The sequence below is a fragment of the Mesorhizobium loti genome, from assembly GCF_003148495.1.
GTDB lineage: Bacteria > Pseudomonadota > Alphaproteobacteria > Rhizobiales > Rhizobiaceae > Mesorhizobium > Mesorhizobium loti.
The window spans coordinates 52,007-74,799 of sequence record NZ_QGGH01000003.1 but is presented as its reverse complement, the minus strand read 5'-3'; the positions used below and the strand labels follow the sequence as shown (position 1 = coordinate 74,799).

The window sequence follows — 22,793 nt, the reverse complement described above, 5'->3', positions numbered from 1 at the left end:
GTAACCCCAACCGAGTTTACCCATCGTGACGCTACCCGCGCAAAACCTGCTTGCCCAGGAGGCCAGCCCCTATCTGCAGCAGCACAGCGGCAATCCCGTCCACTGGCGGGCCTGGTCGCCGGCTTCGCTTGGGGAGGCAAAGGCGCTGGACAGGCCGATCCTGCTTTCGGTCGGCTATGCCGCCTGCCATTGGTGCCATGTCATGGCGCACGAAAGCTTCGAGAACGCTGACGTCGCCGCCGTCATGAACCGTCTGTTCGTCAATATCAAGGTCGACCGCGAGGAGCGCCCTGACATCGACCAGATCTACATGGCGGCGCTATCCGCCATGGGCGAGCAAGGCGGCTGGCCACTGACCATGTTCCTGACCCCGGACGGCAAGCCGTTCTGGGGCGGCACCTATTTCCCGCGCGAGCCGCGCTATGGTCGTCCTGGTTTCATCCAGGTGATGGAGGCGGTGGACAAGGCCTGGCGCGAGAAGCGGGCGAGCCTCAACCAGAGCGCCGACGGCCTGACGACACATGTCGAGGCACGGCTCGCCGGCTCGCATGCGAAAACAGGGCTCGATCGCGACACGCTGGCGGAACTGGCCAAGGGCATCGACGGCATGATCGACCGCGATCTAGGGGGCTTAAGCGGCGCGCCGAAATTCCCCAATGCGCCGTTCATGCTGACACTCTGGCTGTCCTGGCTGCGCGACGGCAACGCCAGCCATCGCGACGACGTCCTCATCAGCCTCGAACAGATGGTGAGCGGCGGCATCTACGATCATATTGGCGGCGGGCTCAGCCGCTACTCGACCGATGCCGAATGGCTGGTGCCGCATTTCGAAAAGATGCTCTACGACAATGCGCAGCTCATCCGCTTCTGCAACTGGGCCTATGCGGCAGGCGGCAATGAACTGTTCCGGGTGCGAATCGAAGAGACGGTCGACTGGCTGCTGCGCGAAATGCGCGTCGACGGCGGCGCCTTCGCCGCCAGCCTCGACGCCGACAGCGACGGTGAGGAAGGGCTGTTCTACACCTGGAGCCGGGACGAGATCGAAGCTGTTCTCGGCGACGAGTCCTCCTTGTTTTTCAAACACTTCGCGCTCTCCAGCCCACATGGCTGGGAAGGAAAACCGGTTGTCCATCAAACAAGATCCCAGCAATCCCAAAGCGTTATCGATCGCGATCAACTCGTCCCGCTGAAAGCGAAACTTCTGGCGGCCAGAGAGCATCGTGTGAGGCCCGGGCGCGACGGCAAGGCCCTCACTGACTGGAACGGCCAGATGATCGCAGCCCTTGCCGAGGCCGGCCGGTCGCTATCGCGGCCTGACTGGATCGACGCCGCGGCAAAAGCTTTCACCCATATCAGCTCTGCCAGCCGCGATGGCCGCTTGCCGCATTCGATGCTTGGCGCCAGGACATTGTTCCCTGCTCTGTCCAGCGACTACGCCGCCATGGCCAATGCAGCGGTATCGCTGTTCGAAGCGACTGGCGATTGGAGCTATGTCGACCAAGCCGGCAAGTTCATCGGGCAGCTCGACCATTGGCACGCCGACGCCGAGAAGACAGGCTATTACCTGAGCGCCTCGGACAGCGCCGATGTGCCGATCCGCATCAGGGGCGATGTCGACGAAGCCATCCCGTCCGCCACCGGCCAGATTATCGAGGCGCTGGTCCGGCTGGCGTCCGTCACCGGCGATCTCGAGCTGCAGGAAAGAGCCTGGCAAATCGCCGAGCACGCCGCCGGTCGCGCGGCGCACCAGGCCTATGGCCAGGCCGGCATCGTCAACGCCTGCGCGCTGGCAATCGAGCCGCTCAAGCTGGTCATCGTCGATGCGCTGGATGATCCAAAGCTCGTTCCGGTTGCGAATCGATACCGGGACCCGCGTCGCGTCGACATAGTCACATCAATCGGTACGGGTGCGAATCGACCCTTGCTGCCTGGTGGAGTCTTGCCGCCGACCGACAAACCTGGCGCCTGGCTCTGCACCGGCCAGGTCTGCCTGCCGGTCGTCACGGATCCGAAGGAGCTGGAGCAGCTCCTGCGTCGTCAATAATCAGGAGGCGTCGCTCTCCGCCGGCGCAGGAAACGCTGCCGTCTCGATCGTAGCCGCAATCTGTCGTGGCTTGAACAGCAAATCCTTGGCGGCGATGACCGCGCCGATCGTGATCAGCACGCAAGCGAGCGCCACCGACCAATGGAACACGCCAAACCCTGCCAACAGCAGCACGATCACCGAAAACAACGGTGCGGCGTAGGACAGGGCGCCGAGGATCATGATGTCCCCGTGCTTGCAGCCAAAATCCCAGGCGTAGAAGCCGGCTCCCAGAGGGATCGTGCCCAGAATGACGATAGCCATCCACTGCGTCGGCGTCTGCGGCCAGACCGTGGTCTCGAGGGTCAGGTGCAGCGCGAAAGCGACCGCCGCCGTGATGAAACAATAACCCGCCACGACATCGGTCGGCACCTGGCCGAAGCGGCGCGACAGGACCGAATAACCGGCCCAGATGAAGGCGCAGAACAGAGCGATGACATGGCCCTTCATCACCCCATTGGCCAGCCCGACATTGCCGCCCTTGGTGATCACGACGATGGCGCCGGCAAGCCCGAGAACAACGCCCACGACGTGATGAACCCTCAGCCTTTCACCGGGCAGGAAGGCGGCGAAGACGACGATCAGCAGCGGCCAGAGATAGGCGATCAGGCTGACCTCGACCGGCGGCGCCGACTGAATCGCGAAGAAGTAGGCGCAGTGGTAGATGCACAGTCCCGCCGTGCCGATCGCCCAGACCGGCCATGGCTGCCGCAGCGACCGGATCGCGCCCGGACGGACAATCCAGCTGCTTGCGCCGACCAGCCCTCCGAGCAGGAAGGTCATGGCCGCCAGCTGAAAAGGCGGGATCGGGCCGGCGGCAGTCGAAAGCACTGCCAGGAACGACCAGGTCAGGATGGCCGAAAAGCCGATCAGGGTCGGGATGGTCTTCTTCACGTCGCTGCTTCCAATTCGAAGACGTCAGCTTTGCATGAAGGCGAAATTATCTGCTGCCGCATACGGCCGCTCGATATCGGGAAAGCGACTTGCCGCAGGGTAATGAAAAACCCCATCCCGGTTTCCCGGAATGGGGTTTCAATGTAGAGGCCGGAAAGTTTCGGCCTGACCTTTACGTGTTCATCGAATCGAAGAAATCCGCATTGGTCTTGGTCTGCTTCAGCTTGTCGATCAGGAACTCGATCGCGTCGGTGGTTCCCATCGGCGCCAGGATGCGGCGCAGCACGAAAATCTTCTGCAGATCCTGGCGAGCGACCAGCAGGTCTTCCTTGCGGGTGCCGGACTTGAGGATATCCATGGCCGGATAGATGCGCTTGTCGGCAACCTTGCGGTCGAGCACGATTTCCGAATTGCCGGTGCCCTTGAACTCTTCGAAGATGACTTCGTCCATGCGGCTGCCGGTATCGATCAGCGCGGTGGCGATGATGGTCAGCGAACCACCTTCCTCGATGTTACGGGCAGCACCGAAGAAGCGCTTCGGGCGCTGCAGGGCGTTGGCGTCGACACCGCCGGTCAGCACCTTGCCTGATGACGGCACCACGGTGTTGTAGGCGCGGCCGAGACGGGTGATCGAATCGAGCAGGATGACGACGTCGCGGCCATGTTCGACCAGCCGCTTGGCCTTCTCGATGACCATTTCGGCGACCTGTACGTGGCGCACCGCCGGCTCGTCGAAGGTCGAGGAGACGACCTCGCCCTTCACCGAGCGCTGCATGTCGGTCACTTCTTCCGGCCGCTCGTCGATCAGAAGCACGATCAGATAGCATTCGGGATGGTTGGTGGTGATCGAGTGGGCGATGTTCTGCAAAAGCACCGTCTTGCCGGTGCGCGGCTGCGCCACGATCAAAGCGCGTTGGCCCTTGCCGAGCGGCGCCACCAGGTCGATGACGCGGGCCGAGATGTCCTTGGAGGTCGGAACCTCCATTTCCATCTTAAGCCGCGAGGTCGGATACAGCGGCGTCAGATTGTCGAAGTGGATCTTGTGGCGGATCTTTTCGGGATCGTCGAAATTGATCGTGTTGACCTTGAGCAGCGCGAAATAGCGCTCGCCCTCTTTCGGGCTGCGGATCGGCCCTTCGACCGTATCGCCGGTCTTCAGCGAAAAGCGCCGGATCTGCGACGGCGAAATGTAGATGTCGTCGGGACCTGGCAGATAGTTGGCGTTGGCTGAGCGCAGGAAACCAAAACCATCCTGCAGCACCTCGACCACGCCGTCGCCGATGATCTCGACGTCCTGTGCGGCCAGTTTCTTCAGGATCGCGAACATCAGCTCCTGCTTGCGCATGACACTGGCGTTTTCGACCTCGAGCGATTCGGCATAAGCGATCAGCTCTGGTGGTTTCTTGTTTTTGAACTCGGCGAGTTTCATTTCTTGCATAGACGGACCTTGAATAGATGGAGTCTGGGTAAGCTTTGGGAAAATATCGGCGGGATGCGACAAATGCCGGGCGCGGCCGAAAGCAATGAGGGGCGGCGCATGACGGGAAGGAAGACCCGTCTTTTATCGTCGGTCGGGTGAAAGAGCAAGCTGCGTTTTATGGGCCAAACAGGCCTAGAACGGCTTGACGACAACCAGGATCACGATTGCGATCATCAGCAATGTGGGGATCTCGTTGACGATTCGCCAGTGCTTGGCGGGTTTTTCATTGCGGTCCTCGGCGAATTTGCGTACCGCGCCGGCCAGATAGCCATGAACGGCGGACAGCAAAAGCACCGCACCGATCTTGGCGTGCAGCCAGCCGCCCTGGAAACCAAAGCCCTTCCATGCCAGCCACAGGCCGAACACCCAGGTGACGATCATCGCCGGATTGATGATGCCGCGCAGCAAGCGCCGCTCCATCACCTTGAAGGTCTCCGACTGCACCGAACCCTTCTCTACATCGGCATGGTAGACCAGCAGCCGCGGCAGATAGAGCATGCCTGCCATCCATGAGATCACGGCGAGGATGTGGATCGCCTTGGCCCAGGGATAAAAACTGTCGGGAGCGGCGAAATACAAAAGTGCGGTAAGCACAACCAGAACGCCTATGCCAATGACCATGCGCATCATCGCCTGCCCGGTGCTATTCGTGTTGTTCATCTGAGCCATCAGCGTGTCGCGCTCCTCACCTGTTTCACCATCGCCTCGACATGGGCGATCGGCGTCTCCGGCGTGATGCCGTGACCGAGATTGAAAATCAGTGGTCCGTCTCCCAGCGCCTTCAGGATCGCTTCGACGCCGTCGGACAGTGCCTTGCCGCCAGCCACGAGGCGCAAGGGATCGAGGTTGCCCTGAACCGCACCCGAGTGCTGCAATTCCTTCGCCGCCTCCAGGGGCACCGTCCAGTCGATCCCCAGACCCGTCACGCCGGTCTTCCGGCGATAGGTCTGGTAGCGCGCGCCGGCGCCCTTGGGAAAGCCGATGATCGGAACATCGGGATAGACGGCTCTAACCTGACGCACGATCTCCGCCACCGGCTGCACGCAAAACAGGTCGAAGGAGGCGTCATCGAGCACGCCGGACCAGGAATCGAAAATCTGCACCACATCGGCACCCGCCTCGATCTGGCGGATGAGATAGGCGGCCGAATGATCGGCAAGCACTTTCAGCAAATGCTGGAACGCCACCGGCTCGCGATAGGCAAACAGCCGTGCCGGCGCCTGGTCGGGCGTGCCATGGCCGGCGATCATGTAGGTCGCCACCGTCCAAGGCGCGCCGCAGAAGCCGATCAGCGTTGTCTCGTCGGGCAGTTTGACCCGCAAGCGGCGAACCGTCTCGTAGACCGGTTCGAGATTCACGTGAAACACCTTGCTTTCCAGAGCCAATATCTCCGGTGCCGTAATCGGCGCCAGCAATGGCCCTCTTCCCTCTTCGAAGCGAACGTCGCGGCCAAGCGCATGCGGAACGACAAGGATGTCGGAAAACAGGATCGAGGCATCGAAGCCGAAGCGCTCGATCGGCTGCAAGGTCACTTCGACGGCAAGGTCGGGATCATAGCAGAGATCGAGGAACGACCCGGCCCGTCTGCGCGTTTCACGATACTCCGGCAGATAGCGCCCGGCCTGACGCATCATCCAGAGCGGAGGCGGAAACACCGCTTCGCCCTTGAGGACGTCCAGCATGATCCGGCTTTTGGGCATCGAACGCTCGCCTCTCCCAGCCCTCTATAATCTTAAAGATTCTTATATCTAAGATTCTTCTGATTCTAAGAGTCTGTTGGTTGTGGTGGTTGTCACCTGTCCCGCTTTGCCCCGAAAAACACCAGCAAGCATATTGTCGCGCGCTTCTTTCTCCCGGATGTAGGGCTCTGGGGATAGTTTGGAATCCGCTACTGGAGTCAAAGCCTTAGGATGCTCCGGGAAAAACCGGCCCTGTGGACAGAAGCAGGGCAAGAAAACCGGTCCCCAAACTTGTCCCCAGCCGCCCGACGAAGCTGACAGCGCATCGAATTGTGGACAAACTGCCATCTGATACAGTCGCCTCCGACCGACCCGTCTTTTCATCCCGCTTTATCCACAGAAGCCCACAGCCCCAGGTGACCCCCTGTGAACAAACCCCAGAGCTTCTTCCACCTGCACCTGATTTCCGACGCGACCGGCGAAACGCTGCTCGCCGCCGGCCGGGCGGCTTCGGCGCAGTACAAGGATGCGCGTGCCATCGAGCACATCTATCCGCTCATCCGCACCGAAAAGCAGGTGGCGAAAGTGTTCGAGGACATCGAGGAGGAGCCCGGCATCATCCTCTATACGGTCGTCGACCAGAAGCTGGCACGCGGCATCGACGAGCGGTGTGCGACCATGGGCCTGCCCTGTGTGTCGGTGCTGGAGCCGGTGCTGACCGTGTTCCAATCCTATCTCGGCACGCCGGCCGGCCGGCGCGTAGGCGCCCAGCACGTGCTCGATGCTGAATATTTCCGTCGCATCGATGCGCTCAATTTCACCATGGACCATGATGACGGCCAGCTGCCGCTCAATATGGACGATGCCGATGTCGTGCTGATCGGTATCTCGCGGACGTCGAAGACGCCAACCAGCATCTATCTCGCCAACCGTGGCATCAAGACCGCCAACATCCCGATCGTGCTCGGCGTGCCGGTGCCGGAAAGCCTGGTCAACGCCAAGACGCCGCTGATCGTCGGGTTGATCGCCACCGCCGAGCGCATCTCGCACGTCCGGCAAAACCGCATCCTCGGCAACAGCAGCTCTTATGAGGCATCAGACTATATCGACCGCGCCGCCATTACCGAAGAGCTCGCCTACGCCCGCCAGATCTGCACGCGCCATGGCTGGCCGATGATCGACGTCAGCCGTCGCTCGATCGAGGAAACGGCAGCGGCGATCGTTGCCCTGCGGGGAAAGAACCGATAATTGGAGCCGCCGCGCGTCGCCAACACCCCACCGCTACGTCGCTTGAAAGTTACAGTGCCCGACGGGCGCAACGGTTTTCTACTTGGATGAACATCCCGACGGCAACTGGACGGGTAATCAGGCGCACGAACCATGACCGAGAAAATCATCCTCGCTTCGGGCAGTCCGTTCCGCAAGGCAATGCTCGTCAGTGCCGGCGTCGACGTCGAGGCGGTTCCGGCCGATGTCGACGAGCGTGCACTCGAGGCGCCTCTGCAGGACAGCGGTGTCTCGCCCGAGGATGTTGCCCTGGTGCTGGCCGAAGCGAAGGCCACCGAAGTCAGCGAGCGCAAGCCGGGCGCCCTGGTGCTGGGCTGCGACCAGACGCTGTCGCTCGGCGACGAGGTGTTCCACAAACCGGCCGATAGGGAAGGCGCGCGCCGTCATCTCCTGGCACTCTCCGGCAAGACCCATCAGCTCAACAGCGCCGCAGTGCTGGTTCGCGACGGCAAGGTTTTGTGGCGTCATGTCGGCATCGCCAGCATGACCATGCGCAAGCTCGACCCCGCCTTCATCGGCCGCCACCTCGCCCGCGTCGGCGCCAAGGCGCTGTCGAGCGTCGGTGCCTACCAGATCGAGGGCGAAGGCATCCAGCTGTTCGACAAGATCGAGGGCGATCATTTCACCATTGTCGGCCTGCCGCTGTTACCGTTGCTGGCCGAACTGCGCACGCTGGGAGCCATCGATGGCTGACGCGACCAAGAAGGCCTTCGTCACCGGCCATCCGGTCAAGCATTCGCGCTCGCCGAAGATCCATGGCCACTGGCTGGCCAGACATGGCATCGACGGCAGCTACCAGGCCATCGATGTCGCGCCGGAAAACTTTGCCGATTTCGTTAAGACGCTGCAGGCAAACGGCTACCGCGGCGGCAACGTCACCATCCCGCACAAGGAGGCGGCTTTCGCACTGGCCGAACGCCGCGACCAGGCGGCGCAAGAAATCGGCGCCGTCAACACGCTGTGGTTCGAAGACGGAGTCCTGTGGGGCGGCAACACCGACGCGCACGGCTTTGCCGCCAATCTCGATGATCATGCGCCGGGCTGGGCGAGCGAGGGCCCGGCGGTCGTGCTTGGCGCCGGCGGCGCGTCGCGCGCGGTCATCCATGCGCTGAAGGAGCGCGGCGTTGCCGACATCCGCATCGTCAACCGCACGCTGGCCCGGGCTATAGAATTGAGCGATCGTTTCGGCGCCGGCGTTTCGGCGCATGGCATGGCGGTGACCAGCGAATTGCTTGGCGATGCCGGCCTGCTGATCAACACCACCGCCCTCGGCATGCACGGCAATGAGGGCCTGTCGGCCGATCCCGCTTTGCTGCCGGACCACGCCATCGTCACCGACATCGTCTATGTGCCGCTGGAAACGCCGCTGCTTGCGGCGGCGCGCGCGAGAAAGCTGAAGACGGTCGACGGCCTCGGCATGCTGCTGCATCAGGCCGTGCCCGGCTTCGAACGCTGGTTCGGTGTCAGGCCGCAGGTCACGGCCGAACTGCGCGCGCTCATCGTTGCCGATCTGGTGCCGAAGCCATGATCGTGCTCGGCCTCACCGGCTCCATCGGCATGGGCAAGTCGACCACGGCCAAGATGTTCGCCGAGGCCGGCGTGCCGGTTCACGATTCCGACGAGGTGGTGCATCGCCTCTATGCCGGCAAGGCAGCACCTTTGGTCGAGGCGGCCTTTCCTGGCACCACATTTGCCGGAGTGGTTGACCGCACCAAACTTGGCGCGCGTGTGCTCGGTGACGCCGCCGCGCTGAAGCGGCTCGAGGCGATCATCCATCCGCTGGTGCGCGCCGACGCCGATGCCTTCCTGGTCAGGCATCGTAAATCAGGCACGCCGATCGCCGTCCTCGACATCCCCCTGCTGTTCGAAACCGGCGGTCGTGGCCGCGTCGACAAGGTCGTCGTCGTCACCGCGCCACCTGAAATCCAGCGAGAACGCGTGCTGGCGCGGCCGGGCATGACGGAGGAAAAACTGGCGTCGATCCTGGCCAAACAGGTGCCGGACGTGGAAAAGCGCCGCCAGGCCGATTTTGTCGTAGACACCGGCCAGGGGCTGGACGCCGCGCGGGTGGCGGTCAAAGCCATCATCGCCGAACTCTCCGGGGATAAGTCCGGCAAGGCAGGCTCCTGACACTACAGCGCCGCGCGTCCGTTTGGACGCGCAAAGGACGCTGTAGCACTTTGATTTTGCGCATGTCCTTTCCGAAAATCGGTACCGATTTTCGGGGACATGCGGCAGGTCGTCAGCATTGGCCATTGCCATTTTGTTCCGGTCTCATGATTCTGCTCCTTTGGAGCACCTGATTCGATGCGTGAGATCATCTTCGACACGGAAACCACCGGCCTCGATTCGCGCGACGACCGCGTGATCGAGCTGGGCGGCGTCGAGCTGGTCAACCGCTTCCCGACCGGAAAGACCTTCCACCACTATATCAACCCTCAAGGGCGCGCGATCCACGCCGAGGCGCAGGCCGTGCACGGCATCAGCGAGGCGGACCTCGCGGGCAAGCCGACCTTTGCCGAAATCGTCGAGGAGTGGCTGGCCTTCACCGACGGCGCCAAGCTGGTCGCCCACAACGCGACGTTCGACATCGGCTTCCTCAACGTCGAGTTCGGCCGGCTGGGTCACCCCGTCATCGACAATGGCCTTGTTGTCGACACGCTGGCACTGGCACGCCGCAAGCATCCGATGGGTCCCAATTCGCTCGACGCGCTCTGCCGGCGCTACGGCATCGACAACACAAGGCGCACCAAGCACGGCGCCCTGCTCGATTCCGAATTGCTGGCCGAGGTCTATATCGAGCTGATCGGCGGCAAGCAGGCGGCCCTCGTCCTCGACAGCGCCACCGCGCCGGCCCGGGGCAACGAGAATGTCCGCCAGATCGAAATTGTCATCAGCCAGCGGCCGGCACCCTTGCCGCCGCGCCTCACCGAAGCCGAGCGCGGCGCGCATGCCGGCATGGTCGCCACGCTTGGCGAAAAGGCGCTGTGGCTGAAGGTTGTCGGGAACTAAAGTACGTTCCGTAGCGATCCTTCGCGCTGTCCCGTCGGCGTCTCAGCTATATCTCTCCGGCGCCCCCCAAAACAAAAAACCCGGCGCGAGGCCGGGTTTTTCACAATTCGTGGCTGGCAGGCCTCAGCTCACCTTGACCTTGGTGGCCGCCTGGTCTTCGGCCAGCTTCTGCTGGAACATCTGCGCGAAATCGATCGGGTCGAGCATCAGCGGCGGGAAGCCGCCGTTGCGGGTTGCCTCGGCTATGATCTGGCGGGCGAACGGGAACAAAAGGCGCGGGCATTCGATGAACAGGATCGGCAGCATGTGCTCCTGCGGGAAGCCGCTGATGGCGAACACGCCGCCATAGACCAGCTCGACATTGAACAGCACTTCCTGATCGAAGGACGCCTTGGCGTTCAGCGTCAGGTTGACGTCGAACTGCTTGTCGGAGAGCGGGTTGGCGTTGACGTTGACGTTGATGGCGATACCGGGCGCCTTGTCGCGGCCACGCAGCGAATTCGGCGCGCCGGGGCTTTCGAAGGAAAGGTCCTTCACATACTGCGCCAGCACGTTGAGCGACGGCTGCGCCGCATTGCCGTTTCCGTTGGCTGCGCCGACCGGCGCGTCATCTTTGCTGGCCATAAGCCTTGTCCTCTTGCCTGGGCAGCGTCGCTGACCGAATTGAAATCGGGCGTTCGCTACCATGGCGGGGATGACAAGACAAGGTTTGCCGCCTTGCTTCTCCGTCCCGGGATGACGCAAGGGTGCGGCGTCCCTACTCGTCCTTGAGGCGGCGCCAGGGCGAGTTGTGGTCCGGTCCGCGCGCATAGTCGTCGCTGCGCGAATAATCGCTGTCATCGAGGTCGATGGTCTTGTCGCGTTGCCGGCCGCGGAAGCCGCCGGTCGAGAAATTGGTGGCCAGCATGACGCGGCCCTTCAACGCCCGCCAGGCGAGGTCGCGGATCGGCGGCAGGAACAGCAGCAGGCCGATAATATCCGTGATGAAGCCGGGAATGATCAACAGGATCGCCGCCAGCACGATCATGGCGCCATGCGCCAGTTGCCGGCTTGGATCGCGGCCGGCGTCCATCTCGGTCCGGATCCGCGTCATGACGCTGAAACCCTGATGCCGGAGCAACAGCGCGCCGGCGATACCAGACGCCAGCACCAGGCCGACCGTCGCCAAGGCGCCGACCTGGCGTCCGACAACCACGAAGCCGGCGATTTCCAGCAGAGGAAGTGCCAGGAGAAAAAGCGGAAGGAACGGAATGCGCAAGTCTTGCCAACCTTTTTCGATCGTTTTGGCTGTTTCGATTGTTTTGGCCGTCGGCGAGCAATCGCCGCTGGCACTGAGGCTGTTAGATAGGTATGCCTGCCTTTGATTTGAATGATTGCGCCTTGCGTTCTATATGCTTTGAATGTTGAACGCTATGCGACCGCGGCCATTGGGCCTGACGGTCCGGCCACAAGGCAGGGATTGATTGGCGGAAGATATGGGATTCTTCGACTTCGGCACGATTTTCTTCCTGATTGCGGCGGTGGTCATCTTTTTCCAGCTGCGCAATGTGCTGGGCCGTCGTACCGGCAGCGAACGGCCGCCCTTCGATCCCTACACGGCGGCCCGCAGCGACAAGGATGCCGCGCAGAAATCCGAAAATGTCGTTTCGCTGCCGCGCAAGCGTCTGCCGGGTGAGCCGGCGGCGGCCGACACCTATGCGGCGATCGACGCTTTTGCTAAGCCCGACACCGACCTCAATAAGGGCCTGCGCACGATCAAAGACAACGACCCGTCCTTCGAGCCGAAGGGTTTTGTCGACGGCGCCAAGATGGCCTACGAGATGATCGTCATGGCCTATGCCGACGGCGACCGCAAAACGCTGAAGAACCTGTTGTCGCGCGAGGTTTTTGACGGCTTTGTCGCCGCGATTGGCGAGCGCGAGGCCAAGGCGGAAAAGATCCAGTCCTCCTTCGTCGGCATCGACAAGGCCGACATCGTCTCGGCCGAGATGAAGGGCGGCGAGGCGCATGTCACGCTGCGCATCATCAGCGAGCTCATTTCGGCGACCCGCGACAAGGCCGGCGCCGTCATCGACGGCGATCCGGAAACTGTCGCTGAGGTCAAGGATGTCTGGACCTTCGCCCGCGACACGCGCTCGCGCGATCCGAACTGGAAGCTCGTCGCCACCGAGGAAGAAGACTGAGTTCGGATACGCGGCGAGGCTCCGGTGTCGCTATCGTCCCTCTTTGTCGGAAAATCTTTCGCTGACCTCCCCGGCTGGGAGGACGACGACCATCTGGCGGCCTTCGAAGCCTTTCGCCGCTCGGCCTTTCATGTCCTGACCAGACCCTATCGCAGCGGTGCGCTCGGCGTCGACTTCGACGCCTTTGCCGAATCCTACGCCGAGGCCCGTTCCGTTTCGCCGACGAATCGGCCGCCATTTCTAGATCGAAAGGGAGCCCGGTCCTTCTTCGAGCGCCATTTTGTCCCGGCGCACATCCGCGCCGAGAATGGCGTCGCCGGCCTCGTCACCGGCTTCTACGAGCCCGTGGTCGAAGCCTCGCCGGTGCGAACGGGCCGTTTTTCGGTGCCGCTGCTGTCGCGCCCCGCCGATCTCGTCGATATCGACGACGCCAACCGGCCGTCTGGAATGGATTCGTATCTCGCTTTCGCGCGGCAGACGCCGGACGGGCCGGTCGCCTATTTCGATCGCGGCGCGATCGAGCGCGGCGCGCTTGATGGCAAGGGCCTGGAAATCGCCTGGCTGGCTGACAAGGTCGATGCCTTCTTCATTCACGTGCAGGGTGCTGCACGACTAAACATGACCGACGGCCGGCTTGCCCGCGTCACCTATGCCGCCAAATCCGGCCAGCGCTTTACCGGGCCCGGCAAGATCCTGAGCGAGATGGGCGAGATCCCGCTCGAGAAAGTGACGATGCAGTCGATCCGCGCCTGGTTCAAGGCGCACCCCGACCGCATCGACGAGATCCTGTGGCAGAACCGCTCCTACATTTTCTTCCGCGAGGCCGATGTCGAGGACGCGGCCCTTGGCCCGATCGCCGCCGCCAAGGTGCCGCTGACACCGGGCCGCTCCATTGCCGTCGACCGCCTGCTGCACACATTCGGCACGCCGTTCTACATCGACGCCCCGACACTGACCGCTTTCGACGCAGAACCGTTCCGGCGCCTGATGATCGCGCAGGACACCGGTTCGGCCATCACCGGGCCGGCGCGGGGTGATCTCTTCGCCGGCTCCGGCGACGCGGCCGGCGAGATCGCCGGCGTGGTGCGCAATGCGGCCGATTTTTATGCGCTGGTGCCGCGCGTGCTCATTCCGGGTGCGAATCGATGACCCGGCGCCCAGACAAATTGAGCGAAGACGACCGGGTTCTGTGGAACCTGGTCGCGCGCACGGCCAAGCCGCTCAAAGGCAGGACTGCAGTCGACGTCCCCGAAATTGCTGCCGAAGCCAAGCCAAGCCAGTCGCAGCCCGCGCTGGCCGCTACCAACGCCGCAGGGACCGCAAAGCCGAAGGCTCAGCATGTCACGCACCGCCTCGACGAGCCGACGCTGGATAAACTGTCGAAAGGCCGGCTGCCGATCGAGGGCCGCGTCGACCTGCACGGCATGACGCAGGACGAGGCCTATTCGCTGCTATTTTCGTTCCTGCACCGGGCGCATGCCGGCGGCATCCGCTATGTCCTGGTCATCACCGGCAAGGGCTCGTCCTCCGGTGGCGATGGCGTCTTGCGGCGCGCCGTACCCGCCTGGCTGTCGACGCCTGCCTTCCGGCCGCTTGTCTCCAGCCACGACCATGCCGCGCGCAACCATGGCGGTTCGGGCGCGCTTTATATCCGGCTGCGGCGGGTGCGTTCATGACCCCGTTCGGCGAGAAGCTGCGGACGCTCAGAAGCGAACGCCGTGTCAGCCAGAAGGACATGGCGGCGGCGATCGGCGTCAGCGCCGCCTATCTGTCGGCGCTGGAACATGGCAGGCGCGGCGCGCCGACCTGGACGCTGATCCAGAAGATCATCGGCTATTTCAACATCATATGGGACGACGCCGAGGAGCTGGCGCGGCTGGCCGAAGCCTCGCACCCGCGCGTCAAGCTCGACACGTCGGGTCTGAACCCGGCTGCCACCGAGCTGGCCAATCTCCTGGCCGAGAACATCGAAAAACTCGACGAAGCGGAGCTTCGCCGCATCACCGCATCGATCCGCGCGGCGCTCGGCCGGCGGCCATAACTCGCCGGCTCGTGCCAGGGGCCTGAGTTCCCCTAGTGGCGCCGGCGTTCACTTCACCTGAAGAGCCCGCCGGCGGTCAACAGTGGTCATTTCTTGCCGGCCGTGCCGCCATTGTTTCCCCGGCCACCTTTGTCGCTATGGTCGTGGCCATTGTTTCCGCCGCCCAGGCAGTCCGACGCCCCGGCAGCGCTGCAACAACGGCCAGCCCAGAGGTCGTTGAGGTTGGTTTTGGCACAGCTGGTGGTCTGATCTGCCATAGCGGATCCGGCTAGGCTCGACACCGCGATAGCGGCGAGAAGGGTGTTTCGCAGAAAAGCAGTCATCTGAAGTCTCCATGGTTGGTTTCGGTTCACGGCTGTGTGTCGTTGGCCGGAGCGAAATGGTTCATGGAGAAGTGCGAAAATTCATTCGGGGCGTGGTAACGTTCGCGGGGGGAAATATTGGCAGACGTCGCGCTGCCACTCATCCGCCTGCCGGCACCTTCTCCCCGTCACTGTGACGGGGAGAAGGGTATAGCCGCGCCGTTGGCGCTTGCGACGTTGATGATTGGCGAAAGCGCGATGAAAGCGTCTTTCTCCCCGCCCCTATACGGGGAGAAATGTCCGGCAGGATAATGAGGGGCGGCGCCGGCCTCGGCTATTTGGCGAAAGCGCGATCGTGCTTCGAAGCTTCCTACTGCACCGCGCCGACCAGCACCTGCTGGCCGCCACGGATCGAGACCCAGCGGCCGGTGTTGTCGATCGCCTGCCGCTTGAGGAAGCGGTAGCCGGTCGCGTCCCATGGCCTGACCTTGTCGGTCAGATTGTCGAGCACATAGTCGCCCTTGTCGGTGCGCACTGTCAGCACCGCATGGCCTTCGCCGTCCGGCTTGCGCACCACGGTGATCAGAAGATCGGCAAGCGAGATGCTCATGCGCGAAAGCTGGCGCCGTTTTTCCAGCACGTAGTCCTCGCAGTCGCCGACGCCGTTGTCGGGATAGGCCCAGACTTCGTCCTTGCCGTAGATGTCCATGTCGCTCATCGGCTTGACGGCGGCGTTGACCCTGGCGGTGACATTGAGGAGCTTGCGCATCAACCCGTCGGTCATCGGGGCCGGCGCGAGATTGGTCGGACGGATAGAGCATTCGCCCGGATGCAGCTTGCAGAAGTCATAGTGGCCGATCGGCTGCGAGGTGAGACCCCCGGTCGCCATCGCTCCGGCCGCCAAAGCCGGCGCCACCCAGCCTCCCGTTACTGCCAGCCCGGCCGCCACATACACGCGCAGCCTTCGTGCCATTGATGAGGATATCATTGTCCCCGCTCACCCTTGTTATTAACGAAAGGTTAAGGGGGATTTACAGTCCGTGTCAATTACGACGACGGTCGGATTGTCGGCATGGTTACCCGAGGGGCAGCACCGCGTCTATTGTGCAACAGAATCGGCCAGCCGGCCGGTTTTGACGATCAATTGGCCGGATTGGCGCCGTTAAGCTTTGTTCCAGGGACGTCATTTCCCAAAATAGCTACGCCCTCGGGTCAGCCCGTGACCATGCTTTTGGGCGATGCTCATTATCTTTTGGCGGTACGCACCAGCTTCGGCTTCACCGCAACACGCTCTTGGCGCCCATAGCTGGTGATGAAGTCGACAATGCGAGGCACGATCTCGGAGCGGAAACGCGAGCCGTTGAACACGCCGTAATGACCGACTGCCGGCTGCATGTAGTGGGCATGCCGCTCAGTGGGGATGTTGGGGCACAGATCATGCGCCGCCTTGGTCTGGCCAAGGCCGGAAATATCATCGTTCTCGCCCTCGACCGTGAACAGGGCGACATTGCGGATTGCCGACGGATCGATCCTGGTGCCGCGATGCGTCATCTCGCCCTTGGGCAAGGCCTGGCGCACGAAGACGGTGTCGACGGTCTGCAGGTAGAACTCCGCCGTCAGGTCCATCACAGCCAGATATTCGTCGTAGAAGTCGCGGTGCTTCTCGGCATTGTCGCCGTCATGCTTCACCAGGTGCATGAAGAAGTCCTTGTGGGCGATGATGTGGCGGTCGAGGTTCATGCTCATGAAGCCGGACAACTGCAGGAAGCCTGGATAGACCTCGCGGCCGAAGCCCGGCACCGGCCACGGCGCCTGCATGATGACATTGTCGCGGAACCAGTCGATGCCCTTTTCCTGCGCCAGGAGGTTGACCGCGGTCGGGTTGCTGCGGGTGTCGATCGGCCCGCCCATCAAGGTCATCGTCGAGGGCACGAAGGGATCGCCCTTCGTTTCCATCAGCGCAACCGCGGCAAGCACCGGCACGGAAGGCTGGCACACTGCCATCACATGGGTGTCGGGGCCGAGCGCATGCAGCATGTCGATGATGTAGTCGATATAGTCGTCGAGATCGAAACTGCCGTCGGCCAGCGGCACCATGCGGGCATCGACCCAGTCGGTGATGTGCACGTCGGCATAGGGCAGCATGGCTTCGACCGTGCCGCGCAGCAGCGTCGCATAGTGGCCCGACATCGGCGCCACGATCAAAAGCTTCGGATCCGGCCGGCGCCCGGCGGGAATGGCGCGTTCGAAGCGGACGACTTTGCAGAACGGCTTCGACCAGACGGTCTTCTCGGTGACCTCGACGCTCTTCCAGTCGACCACTGTCTTGTTGAGGCCGAAGGTCGGCTTGCCGTAGCGGCGCGTGGTGCGCTCGAACAATTCGGCGGTCGCCGCGACCGAACGGCCCCAGGGCGTGTGGGAAAACGGATTGAGCGGATTGGAGTAGAACAGGCGCACCGCGTCGGCATAGAGACGCGCCGGCTGCAAGGCGGCGTGGTTCATTTCATAGAGCTGGTAGAACATTAAGAACCCCGCTGCTGCCTGCGACCGAAGGGACGACGAGCAGCGCCGAGCCTAAATGTCTCGCGGGGAGGTTAACAACTAATTGCTGCGATGCAATACGTCACGTGGCGTGACCAATGCTTCTTTGGTTCAAGCCACTGGGAATCGGCCCTGAACGGCGCCAGCCGGCTCAGTGTGCGGCTGCGAAATGTGTAAGTAATGTGTCCGGCCCCTCTTGCCGGACACCCGACCATGATCCCGAAAAGTGGATTCCGGTTTTCGGCAGGGGGATCATGGTCCAGGAAATAGTCGCATCAAACGCGCGCCATGCACACGGCGGTGTGGCCGGAGCCGATGAAGCCGAGCTGGCCGGCGGCACCCTTCGACAGGTCGAGCACGCGACCCTTGATGAACGGGCCGCGATCGTTGATGCGCACGATGACGCTGCGGCCGTTGTTCTTGTTGGTGACCCTGAGCTTGGTGCCGAACGGCAAGGTGCGGTGGGCGGCGGTCATCGCCGAAGGATTCATGCGCTCACCCGATGCGGTCTTGGAGTGCAGGGCATACCACGAGGCACGGCCGCACTGGCCGGCGGCGGTTGCCGAAGAAGCGCCGACCATCAGGCCAGCAGCGATCGTTACCGCGACAAGCGCGGTCTGTTTTGAGTTCTTCATGTTGAGGGATGGCTCCGTTCTTTGACAGACCCCAGCCGTTAGGTGCCGAATAAGGCAGGAAATGCGGCAATGATCTGGCGGTTCCGTGGCAGTGGCACACGTTTGGAGTCATTGGGTAACAGTCTGTCAGGGATTTTCCGGCAAGAGATGATCAATTGATGATGATCTTCGTTCCGATATCCGGGATTTGTTTGACAAGATCGAGCATAGATATCCAAGTAGAAGTCGACGCAAGCGGGCCACTTCCTTTGGCTCTTTCATCGCGGCCCCAGCGCCGCAACCGATCGACTTCGAAAGCGAGATCCGTCAATGAGACTGACCAAAAATCTGCTGGCGTTGATTGTGCTTGCAATCGGCGCGCTGTGGTCGCTGCAAGGCGTCGGCGTTGTCGGCGGCAGCTTCATGTCCGGCCAGTCGCAATGGCTCTATATCGGCATTGTCGCCATGCTGGTCGGCCTAGTGGGGCTGGTCTGGGCAAACCGGTAGGGTGTGACCCCTCACTGCGACCAGTACTGCCAGGCCCAGTAAAAACTCTCGTCGCGTGGCGGCAGGCGGTCGCGCTCGGCGTCCCAGCGTACCGGCGCCGGCGATTTCGGTTGCTGTTCAGGCGGCTGGCTTTCCCTGGTCCAGGCGAGAAACCAGTTGCCGGCCTGGGCGAACAGCACGGCGGTGGAATGGGTCATCGTCATTCTCTCCTGCTCTTCTGGTTTCCAATCATTCGCGTCCCGCCCACGGGACGAGCACGCGCTCGATCCTGCGGATGGTGAATTCGAGCACGAAGGCGATGGCCGCGATCACCAATATGCCCATCACCACGACGTCGGTGACGAGGAACTGGGCGGCCGACTGGATCATGAAACCGAGCCCCCGCGTCGCCGCCACCAGCTCGGCGGCGACCAGCGTCGACCAGCCGGCGCCGAGTGCGATGCGCAGTCCGGTCAGGATCAAAGGCAGCGCACTGGGCAGGATCACATGGCGGACCACTTGTGCTCGTGTCGCGCCAAGCGAACGCGCCGCATTGATGCGCTCCTGCGAGACGCCGCGAACGCCCGAGGCGGTCGACAATGCGACCGGCGCCAGCATGGCGATGGCGATCACCAGGATCTTGGACGGTTCGCCGATGCCGAACCAGATGATGACCAGCGGCAGATAGGCGAGCGGCGGGATCGGCCGCAGGAACTCCAGCAGCGGATCGAAGATGCCGCGCCCGACCGTGCTGATGCCGATGGCGAGACCAACCGGCACGCCGACGAGGATGGCCGCGATCAGCGCGGCAAAGACTCGGCCCAGGCTGGCGACCGCATGCTGCAGCAGCGTTGCATCGACGAAGCCGTCACGGGCGACGAGGATGAACTTGTTCCACACTGCGATCGGCGAAGGCAGGAACACCGGCGACACCAGTTGCAGGCGGGCCGACAGCGCCCATACCGCCAGCACCACCAGGATGGTCACGGCGCTGACCGCGCGTGCCGAGATGCCCTTGCGCTTCGGGCTTGGCCGCGACCACGGCACCGACAGGCCGTCGGCCTCGTCGACCTTGCTGCCCGGCCGCTCCGTGTAGGAAGTAACGGTCATGCCGCTTCTCCTTCGAAGATCGCGTCGGTCAACTCGCCGCGCGCCGCGGCAAAGGCCGGATCGGCCTTGATGGTGCGAATGGCCTCGCCGGCCGCGTAGCGCCTGGAGAAACCGGGCTCGAAGCTCCTCACCACGCGGCCCGGGCCGGGCGCCAGCACGACGATGCGGGTGGCCAGCACCAGCGCCTCCTCGATGCCGTGCGTCACCATCAGCACACCGACATCGCTTGCCGTCCACAAATCGAGCAGTGTCGTCTGCATGCGTTCGCGCGTCAGCGCGTCGAGCGCGCCGAGCGGTTCGTCGAGCAGCAGGAATTCCGGTTCTGCGGCCAGCGCCCGGGCGAGGCCGATGCGCTGGCGCATGCCGCCGGAAAGCTCCCAGATGCGCTTGTCGCCGGCATCGGTGAGCTTCACCAACTCGAGCAGTTCATCGGCGCGGCGCGCCCGCTCGGCCGGCCTGATGCCACGCAGCCTGAGCGCGAAGGCAACATTTTCGCGCGCGGTCAGCCACGGAAACAGCGCGTCGTTCTGGAACACCACCGCCCGGTCCGAGCCCGGCGCGGTGATCGGCTTGCCGTTGATGGAGGCACGCCCACGCGCCGGCGCGACAAGGCCGGCGGCGACATTGAGCAGCGAGGTCTTGCCGCAGCCGGAACGGCCGACCAGCACGACGAAGTCGCCCTTGGCGACATCGATCGACACAAGTTCGACGGCGGGTGCGGCTTGGCCGTCATACTGGATCGAGACCTTGTCCAGCACGAGATGGGGGTCGAGCACGAGATGCGGCATGGGTGCCTCGCAAGAGGTTCGTCTAAATCTGAAATGCCCCGGAGCCGCTCCTCGTCAGCGGTTCCGGGGCAGTCAGCACGCGGCGTCAGGGGTTCATGCGTCTAGTTCGAGGCCAGCGCCTGGGTGACGTATTTCGACGACACGTATTTCGAATAGTCCGGCAGCACGGCGTCGATCTTGCCTTGCTCCTTGAGGAAGGCGGATGTCGCTTCCACCGCCTTGACCGTGCCGCCGCCAAGGAATTTGTCGGACGCCTGCTCTTCGAGCGTCGGGAAGACATAGCCCTTGAGCAACTGCGGCACTTCTTCCAGCTTGGCGCCGGTGAGCTTGGCGATCGCAGCCGCCTGCGGCGACGACACCGACCAGGCGTCCGGCTTCGCCAGGAACTCGGCATAGGCCGCACCTGTCACCTTGACGAAGTCGCGTACTGCCTCAGGGTTCTTTTCGGCAAAGTCGGTGCGCACGATCCAGGCGTCGAAGGTCGGCGCGCCCCAGGCGGCGACCTTCGAGGAATCCAGCACCACCTTGCCCGTCGTCTTGATCTGGCCGAGCGCCGGATCCCAGACGTAAGCCGCATCGATGTCGCCGCGCGAAAAGGCCGCCGCGATTTCCGGTGGCCTGAGATTGAGGATCTCGACCGATTTCGGATCGACGCCCTCATGCTTCAGCGCGGCGAGCAGGCTGTAATGCGTCGTCGACACGAACGGCACGGCGACTTTCTTGCCGGCGAGATCAGCGATTTTCTCGATGCCGGCGCCGTTGCGCGCCACCAGCGCCTCGGATTCGCCGATCAGGCCGACGATGAAGATGGTCTGGATCGGCAGCTCGCGGCTCGCCGCCGCCGCCAGCGGGCTCGAGCCGACATAGCCGATATCGACCGAACCGGAAGCAACCGCGGCGATGACATCGGCGCCGGAATCGAATTTGCGCCAGTCGATGGCCGCCTTCGTCGCCTTTTCATAGGCGCCATCGGCCTGCGGCACTTTCGAGGGTTCGACCACCGTCTGGTAGCCGATGGTGATCTTGAGGTCGTCGGCAAGGGCCGGGCCGAGGAAGGCAGCACCGGCCAATGCTGCCGACGAGAGCAGAACAATGCGTCGCGAAATCGTGGACATGAAGGGCTCCTGAAAAGAGAAAATCGGAATGCCCCAGGATAGTCATCTAATTCTATCGTTCTTGTAGAGTTAAATCCTTCCAACGAAGGCCGGCTTGTTAGAAAAAAGCCACCGGCGTTGGGCTGCCAAGGCGGATAGGGCAGCTACGGTGGGCAACGTCACGGCGTTGGACAGGGCAGAGCTTTTCTAATTGCCCGCGGGACAAAGGGGGCGCGAAGGATCGCCGCATCGCCTAGCCACTCGCGAACGAGAATTCCCCCTTCGGCCAATGCCACGCAAATCCATGCCTCAAACAGCTCCGGATTTGAAAACGCATTCCGCGTGCCCGGAGCTAAGTATAGTATTCTTATCGACATGAGGGAGTTGGAGTCGACGATGAGCGGCCACCACATCACCATGATCGCTCGCGGCATGGATCGGCTTTCGCAGTCGCGTCAGTCGATGCCGGCCGCATCCGGCCCCGGAGGACCATTTGCCATTCCGCTGCCATCAAAGCGCATTCTTTGTGCTCTCAAGGGCACAAAGGCAGGTTAAAATGGCCACAGCAGCTTGAAAACGAAGCAAAATCAACATTGATCGGCTTGTACATCATGTCACTAGAATTTATGTGTCATGGCAGCTTGGACGTGGCGGCAACGCACGCCAGGCGTTTTGCAACCGATGGTTCTACGCCGTCGCATGACAGAGAAATTTTGATCTCATGCTCACGAAAAAGGGCAAGTACGGCCTCAAGGCGCTCGTACATCTCGCGCGATTGCCGGCCGGACAGCTCGCCTTCGTCAACGACATTGCCACCGGCAACAACATCCCGAAGAAATTTCTCGACGCCATCCTGGGTGAGCTGCGCAATGCCGGCTTCGTCCAGAGCCGCAAGGGCAAGGATGGCGGCTACCGCCTGGCGCGCCCTGCCGACGAAATCAAGGTCGGCCATGTCGTGCGCGTCCTCGACGGGCCGCTGGCCCCTATCCCTTGCGCCAGCCGCACCCAGTATCAGCGCTGTGAAGATTGCAACGAGGCGACATGCCAAGTCCGACATCTGATGCTCGAGGTCCGGCAGGCGATCGCCGAGGTGCTCGATCAGCGCAGCCTCGCCGAAATGCGCGATATGGCCACGGACGACCTGCCGGTTGCGATCAAGGTCCAGGCCTGACACTGGCGCTGCGCACACCGCAGGCATG

The 22,793-nt window shown here is 62.8% G+C and carries 26 protein-coding genes; 12 read left to right on the top strand and 14 right to left on the bottom strand.

Translation table 11 applies throughout. The annotated features are described in order from the left end of the window. The first annotated feature begins 25 nt into the window (after positions 1 to 25). Positions 26 to 2,044, top strand: a complete 2,019-nt coding sequence (locus tag C8D77_RS13745) for a thioredoxin domain-containing protein (protein WP_109663585.1) — start codon at positions 26 to 28, stop codon at positions 2,042 to 2,044. On the opposite strand, the gene yddG is transcribed toward C8D77_RS13745, so the two are convergent. From yddG to hemE, 4 genes are all read right to left on the bottom strand, one after another. Further along, on the bottom strand, positions 2,045 to 2,977 hold the full coding sequence (gene yddG / locus C8D77_RS13740) for an aromatic amino acid exporter YddG (RefSeq protein ID WP_109663583.1): 933 nt from the start codon (positions 2,975 to 2,977) through the stop codon (positions 2,045 to 2,047). Positions 2,978 to 3,149: 172 nt separating this feature from the next. Continuing rightward, positions 3,150 to 4,415: a transcription termination factor Rho gene (rho, locus tag C8D77_RS13735; protein ID WP_109663581.1), complete on the bottom strand. Its 1,266-nt coding sequence runs from the start codon at positions 4,413 to 4,415 to the stop codon at positions 3,150 to 3,152. A gap of 174 nt (positions 4,416 to 4,589) precedes the next feature. After that, complete coding sequence (gene hemJ / locus C8D77_RS13730) at positions 4,590 to 5,126, bottom strand: protoporphyrinogen oxidase HemJ (protein WP_109663579.1); 537 nt, start codon at positions 5,124 to 5,126, stop codon at positions 4,590 to 4,592. Then, positions 5,126 to 6,157: a uroporphyrinogen decarboxylase gene (gene hemE / locus C8D77_RS13725; RefSeq protein ID WP_109663577.1), complete on the bottom strand. Its 1,032-nt coding sequence runs from the start codon at positions 6,155 to 6,157 to the stop codon at positions 5,126 to 5,128. Before hemE ends, hemJ begins: the two co-directional genes overlap by 1 nt. Positions 6,158 to 6,562: 405 nt before the next feature. On the opposite strand from hemE, the gene C8D77_RS13720 reads away from it, so the two are divergent. The 5 genes from C8D77_RS13720 to dnaQ all read left to right on the top strand — a co-directional run bounded on the left by C8D77_RS13720 (position 6,563) and on the right by dnaQ (position 10,435). Then, positions 6,563 to 7,384, top strand: a complete 822-nt coding sequence (locus C8D77_RS13720) for a pyruvate, water dikinase regulatory protein (protein WP_109663575.1) — start codon at positions 6,563 to 6,565, stop codon at positions 7,382 to 7,384. Positions 7,385 to 7,516: 132 nt separating this feature from the next. After that, positions 7,517 to 8,116: a Maf-like protein gene (locus tag C8D77_RS13715; RefSeq protein ID WP_109663573.1), complete on the top strand. Its 600-nt coding sequence runs from the start codon at positions 7,517 to 7,519 to the stop codon at positions 8,114 to 8,116. Continuing rightward, complete coding sequence (locus C8D77_RS13710) at positions 8,109 to 8,951, top strand: shikimate dehydrogenase (RefSeq protein WP_109663571.1); 843 nt, start codon at positions 8,109 to 8,111, stop codon at positions 8,949 to 8,951. Before C8D77_RS13715 ends, C8D77_RS13710 begins: the two co-directional genes overlap by 8 nt. Beyond that, entirely contained in the window at positions 8,948 to 9,553 is a 606-nt protein-coding gene (coaE, locus tag C8D77_RS13705; RefSeq protein WP_109663568.1) for a dephospho-CoA kinase, read from the top strand. Before C8D77_RS13710 ends, coaE begins: the two co-directional genes overlap by 4 nt. A 177-nt stretch (positions 9,554 to 9,730) precedes the next feature. Further along, the gene (gene dnaQ / locus C8D77_RS13700; RefSeq protein WP_109663566.1) at positions 9,731 to 10,435 is read left to right on the top strand and encodes a DNA polymerase III subunit epsilon; all 705 of its coding nucleotides are present in this window, start codon (positions 9,731 to 9,733) and stop codon (positions 10,433 to 10,435) included. Between the two features lie 123 nt (positions 10,436 to 10,558). Here dnaQ and secB read toward each other — a convergent pair whose 3' ends face one another. Next, positions 10,559 to 11,059, bottom strand: a complete 501-nt coding sequence (gene secB / locus C8D77_RS13695) for a protein-export chaperone SecB (protein ID WP_109663564.1) — start codon at positions 11,057 to 11,059, stop codon at positions 10,559 to 10,561. Between the two features lie 133 nt (positions 11,060 to 11,192). Beyond that, positions 11,193 to 11,693 (bottom strand): FxsA family protein, encoded by a 501-nt coding sequence (locus C8D77_RS13690; protein ID WP_109663561.1) that lies wholly within the window; start codon positions 11,691 to 11,693, stop codon positions 11,193 to 11,195. Between the two features lie 217 nt (positions 11,694 to 11,910). Here C8D77_RS13690 and C8D77_RS13685 point away from each other — a divergent pair, with 217 nt between their 5' ends. From C8D77_RS13685 to C8D77_RS13670, 4 genes are read left to right on the top strand one after another with little or no spacing between them, the layout of a single operon-like run. After that, on the top strand, positions 11,911 to 12,618 hold the full coding sequence (locus C8D77_RS13685; protein ID WP_109663559.1) for a Tim44/TimA family putative adaptor protein: 708 nt from the start codon (positions 11,911 to 11,913) through the stop codon (positions 12,616 to 12,618). A gap of 24 nt (positions 12,619 to 12,642) precedes the next feature. Continuing rightward, a complete protein-coding gene (mltA, locus tag C8D77_RS13680) occupies positions 12,643 to 13,767 on the top strand; it encodes a murein transglycosylase A (RefSeq protein ID WP_109663557.1) in 1,125 nt (374 codons plus the stop codon). Then, positions 13,764 to 14,294, top strand: coding sequence for a Smr/MutS family protein (locus C8D77_RS13675; protein WP_109663556.1), 531 nt, complete (start codon positions 13,764 to 13,766; stop codon positions 14,292 to 14,294). The genes mltA and C8D77_RS13675 overlap by 4 nt, the downstream gene beginning before the upstream one ends. Then, the gene (locus C8D77_RS13670; protein ID WP_109663555.1) at positions 14,291 to 14,659 is read left to right on the top strand and encodes a helix-turn-helix domain-containing protein; all 369 of its coding nucleotides are present in this window, start codon (positions 14,291 to 14,293) and stop codon (positions 14,657 to 14,659) included. The genes C8D77_RS13675 and C8D77_RS13670 overlap by 4 nt, the downstream gene beginning before the upstream one ends. Positions 14,660 to 14,745: 86 nt before the next feature. Here C8D77_RS13670 and C8D77_RS13665 read toward each other — a convergent pair whose 3' ends face one another. The 4 genes from C8D77_RS13665 to C8D77_RS13645 all read right to left on the bottom strand — a co-directional run bounded on the left by C8D77_RS13665 (position 14,746) and on the right by C8D77_RS13645 (position 18,137). Then, positions 14,746 to 14,982, bottom strand: a complete 237-nt coding sequence (locus C8D77_RS13665) for a hypothetical protein (RefSeq protein ID WP_109663554.1) — start codon at positions 14,980 to 14,982, stop codon at positions 14,746 to 14,748. Between the two features lie 349 nt (positions 14,983 to 15,331). Beyond that, entirely contained in the window at positions 15,332 to 15,949 is a 618-nt protein-coding gene (locus tag C8D77_RS13660; protein ID WP_109663552.1) for a transglutaminase-like cysteine peptidase, read from the bottom strand. A gap of 257 nt (positions 15,950 to 16,206) precedes the next feature. After that, on the bottom strand, positions 16,207 to 17,484 hold the full coding sequence (locus C8D77_RS13650; RefSeq protein ID WP_109663548.1) for a polyhydroxyalkanoate depolymerase: 1,278 nt from the start codon (positions 17,482 to 17,484) through the stop codon (positions 16,207 to 16,209). A gap of 293 nt (positions 17,485 to 17,777) precedes the next feature. Continuing rightward, a complete protein-coding gene (locus C8D77_RS13645) occupies positions 17,778 to 18,137 on the bottom strand; it encodes a septal ring lytic transglycosylase RlpA family protein (protein WP_109663545.1) in 360 nt (119 codons plus the stop codon). 309 nt (positions 18,138 to 18,446) lie between these two features. On the opposite strand from C8D77_RS13645, the gene C8D77_RS37610 reads away from it, so the two are divergent. Beyond that, positions 18,447 to 18,623 (top strand): hypothetical protein, encoded by a 177-nt coding sequence (locus tag C8D77_RS37610; RefSeq protein WP_170136744.1) that lies wholly within the window; start codon positions 18,447 to 18,449, stop codon positions 18,621 to 18,623. Positions 18,624 to 18,634: 11 nt separating this feature from the next. On the opposite strand, the gene C8D77_RS13635 is transcribed toward C8D77_RS37610, so the two are convergent. The 4 genes from C8D77_RS13635 to tauA form a co-directional block, all read right to left on the bottom strand. Next, positions 18,635 to 18,820, bottom strand: coding sequence for a hypothetical protein (locus C8D77_RS13635; RefSeq protein WP_109665302.1), 186 nt, complete (start codon positions 18,818 to 18,820; stop codon positions 18,635 to 18,637). A 31-nt stretch (positions 18,821 to 18,851) separates the two neighbouring features. Next, positions 18,852 to 19,712 carry an ABC transporter permease subunit gene (locus C8D77_RS13630; RefSeq protein ID WP_109663542.1) on the bottom strand — a complete coding sequence of 287 codons (861 nt, stop codon included), beginning with the start codon at positions 19,710 to 19,712 and terminating at the stop codon, positions 18,852 to 18,854. After that, positions 19,709 to 20,500, bottom strand: coding sequence for a taurine ABC transporter ATP-binding protein (locus C8D77_RS13625; RefSeq protein ID WP_109663539.1), 792 nt, complete (start codon positions 20,498 to 20,500; stop codon positions 19,709 to 19,711). The genes C8D77_RS13630 and C8D77_RS13625 overlap by 4 nt, the downstream gene beginning before the upstream one ends. Positions 20,501 to 20,601: 101 nt before the next feature. Continuing rightward, entirely contained in the window at positions 20,602 to 21,615 is a 1,014-nt protein-coding gene (gene tauA / locus C8D77_RS13620) for a taurine ABC transporter substrate-binding protein (RefSeq protein ID WP_109663536.1), read from the bottom strand. A 700-nt stretch (positions 21,616 to 22,315) separates the two neighbouring features. On the opposite strand from tauA, the gene C8D77_RS13615 reads away from it, so the two are divergent. After that, entirely contained in the window at positions 22,316 to 22,765 is a 450-nt protein-coding gene (locus tag C8D77_RS13615) for an RrF2 family transcriptional regulator (RefSeq protein WP_109663534.1), read from the top strand. Positions 22,766 to 22,793: the final 28 nt, after the last annotated feature.

Coding starts and splice junctions, on each gene's coding strand:
- rho (WP_109663581.1), bottom strand. CDS start 4,415: ATGCAAGAAATGAAACTCGCCGAGTTCAAAAACAAGAAACCACCAGAG.
- hemJ (WP_109663579.1), bottom strand. CDS start 5,126: ATGGCTCAGATGAACAACACGAATAGCACCGGGCAGGCGATGATGCGC.
- hemE (WP_109663577.1), bottom strand. CDS start 6,157: ATGCCCAAAAGCCGGATCATGCTGGACGTCCTCAAGGGCGAAGCGGTG.
- C8D77_RS13715 (WP_109663573.1), top strand. CDS start 7,517: ATGACCGAGAAAATCATCCTCGCTTCGGGCAGTCCGTTCCGCAAGGCA.
- C8D77_RS13710 (WP_109663571.1), top strand. CDS start 8,109: ATGGCTGACGCGACCAAGAAGGCCTTCGTCACCGGCCATCCGGTCAAG.
- coaE (WP_109663568.1), top strand. CDS start 8,948: ATGATCGTGCTCGGCCTCACCGGCTCCATCGGCATGGGCAAGTCGACC.
- dnaQ (WP_109663566.1), top strand. CDS start 9,731: ATGCGTGAGATCATCTTCGACACGGAAACCACCGGCCTCGATTCGCGC.
- secB (WP_109663564.1), bottom strand. CDS start 11,059: ATGGCCAGCAAAGATGACGCGCCGGTCGGCGCAGCCAACGGAAACGGC.
- C8D77_RS13685 (WP_109663559.1), top strand. CDS start 11,911: ATGGGATTCTTCGACTTCGGCACGATTTTCTTCCTGATTGCGGCGGTG.
- C8D77_RS13675 (WP_109663556.1), top strand. CDS start 13,764: ATGACCCGGCGCCCAGACAAATTGAGCGAAGACGACCGGGTTCTGTGG.
- C8D77_RS13670 (WP_109663555.1), top strand. CDS start 14,291: ATGACCCCGTTCGGCGAGAAGCTGCGGACGCTCAGAAGCGAACGCCGT.
- C8D77_RS13665 (WP_109663554.1), bottom strand. CDS start 14,982: ATGACTGCTTTTCTGCGAAACACCCTTCTCGCCGCTATCGCGGTGTCG.
- C8D77_RS13660 (WP_109663552.1), bottom strand. CDS start 15,949: ATGATATCCTCATCAATGGCACGAAGGCTGCGCGTGTATGTGGCGGCC.
- C8D77_RS13650 (WP_109663548.1), bottom strand. CDS start 17,484: ATGTTCTACCAGCTCTATGAAATGAACCACGCCGCCTTGCAGCCGGCG.
- C8D77_RS13645 (WP_109663545.1), bottom strand. CDS start 18,137: ATGAAGAACTCAAAACAGACCGCGCTTGTCGCGGTAACGATCGCTGCT.
- C8D77_RS37610 (WP_170136744.1), top strand. CDS start 18,447: ATGAGACTGACCAAAAATCTGCTGGCGTTGATTGTGCTTGCAATCGGC.
- C8D77_RS13635 (WP_109665302.1), bottom strand. CDS start 18,820: ATGACCCATTCCACCGCCGTGCTGTTCGCCCAGGCCGGCAACTGGTTT.
- C8D77_RS13630 (WP_109663542.1), bottom strand. CDS start 19,712: ATGACCGTTACTTCCTACACGGAGCGGCCGGGCAGCAAGGTCGACGAG.
- C8D77_RS13625 (WP_109663539.1), bottom strand. CDS start 20,500: ATGCCGCATCTCGTGCTCGACCCCCATCTCGTGCTGGACAAGGTCTCG.
- tauA (WP_109663536.1), bottom strand. CDS start 21,615: ATGTCCACGATTTCGCGACGCATTGTTCTGCTCTCGTCGGCAGCATTG.
- C8D77_RS13615 (WP_109663534.1), top strand. CDS start 22,316: ATGCTCACGAAAAAGGGCAAGTACGGCCTCAAGGCGCTCGTACATCTC.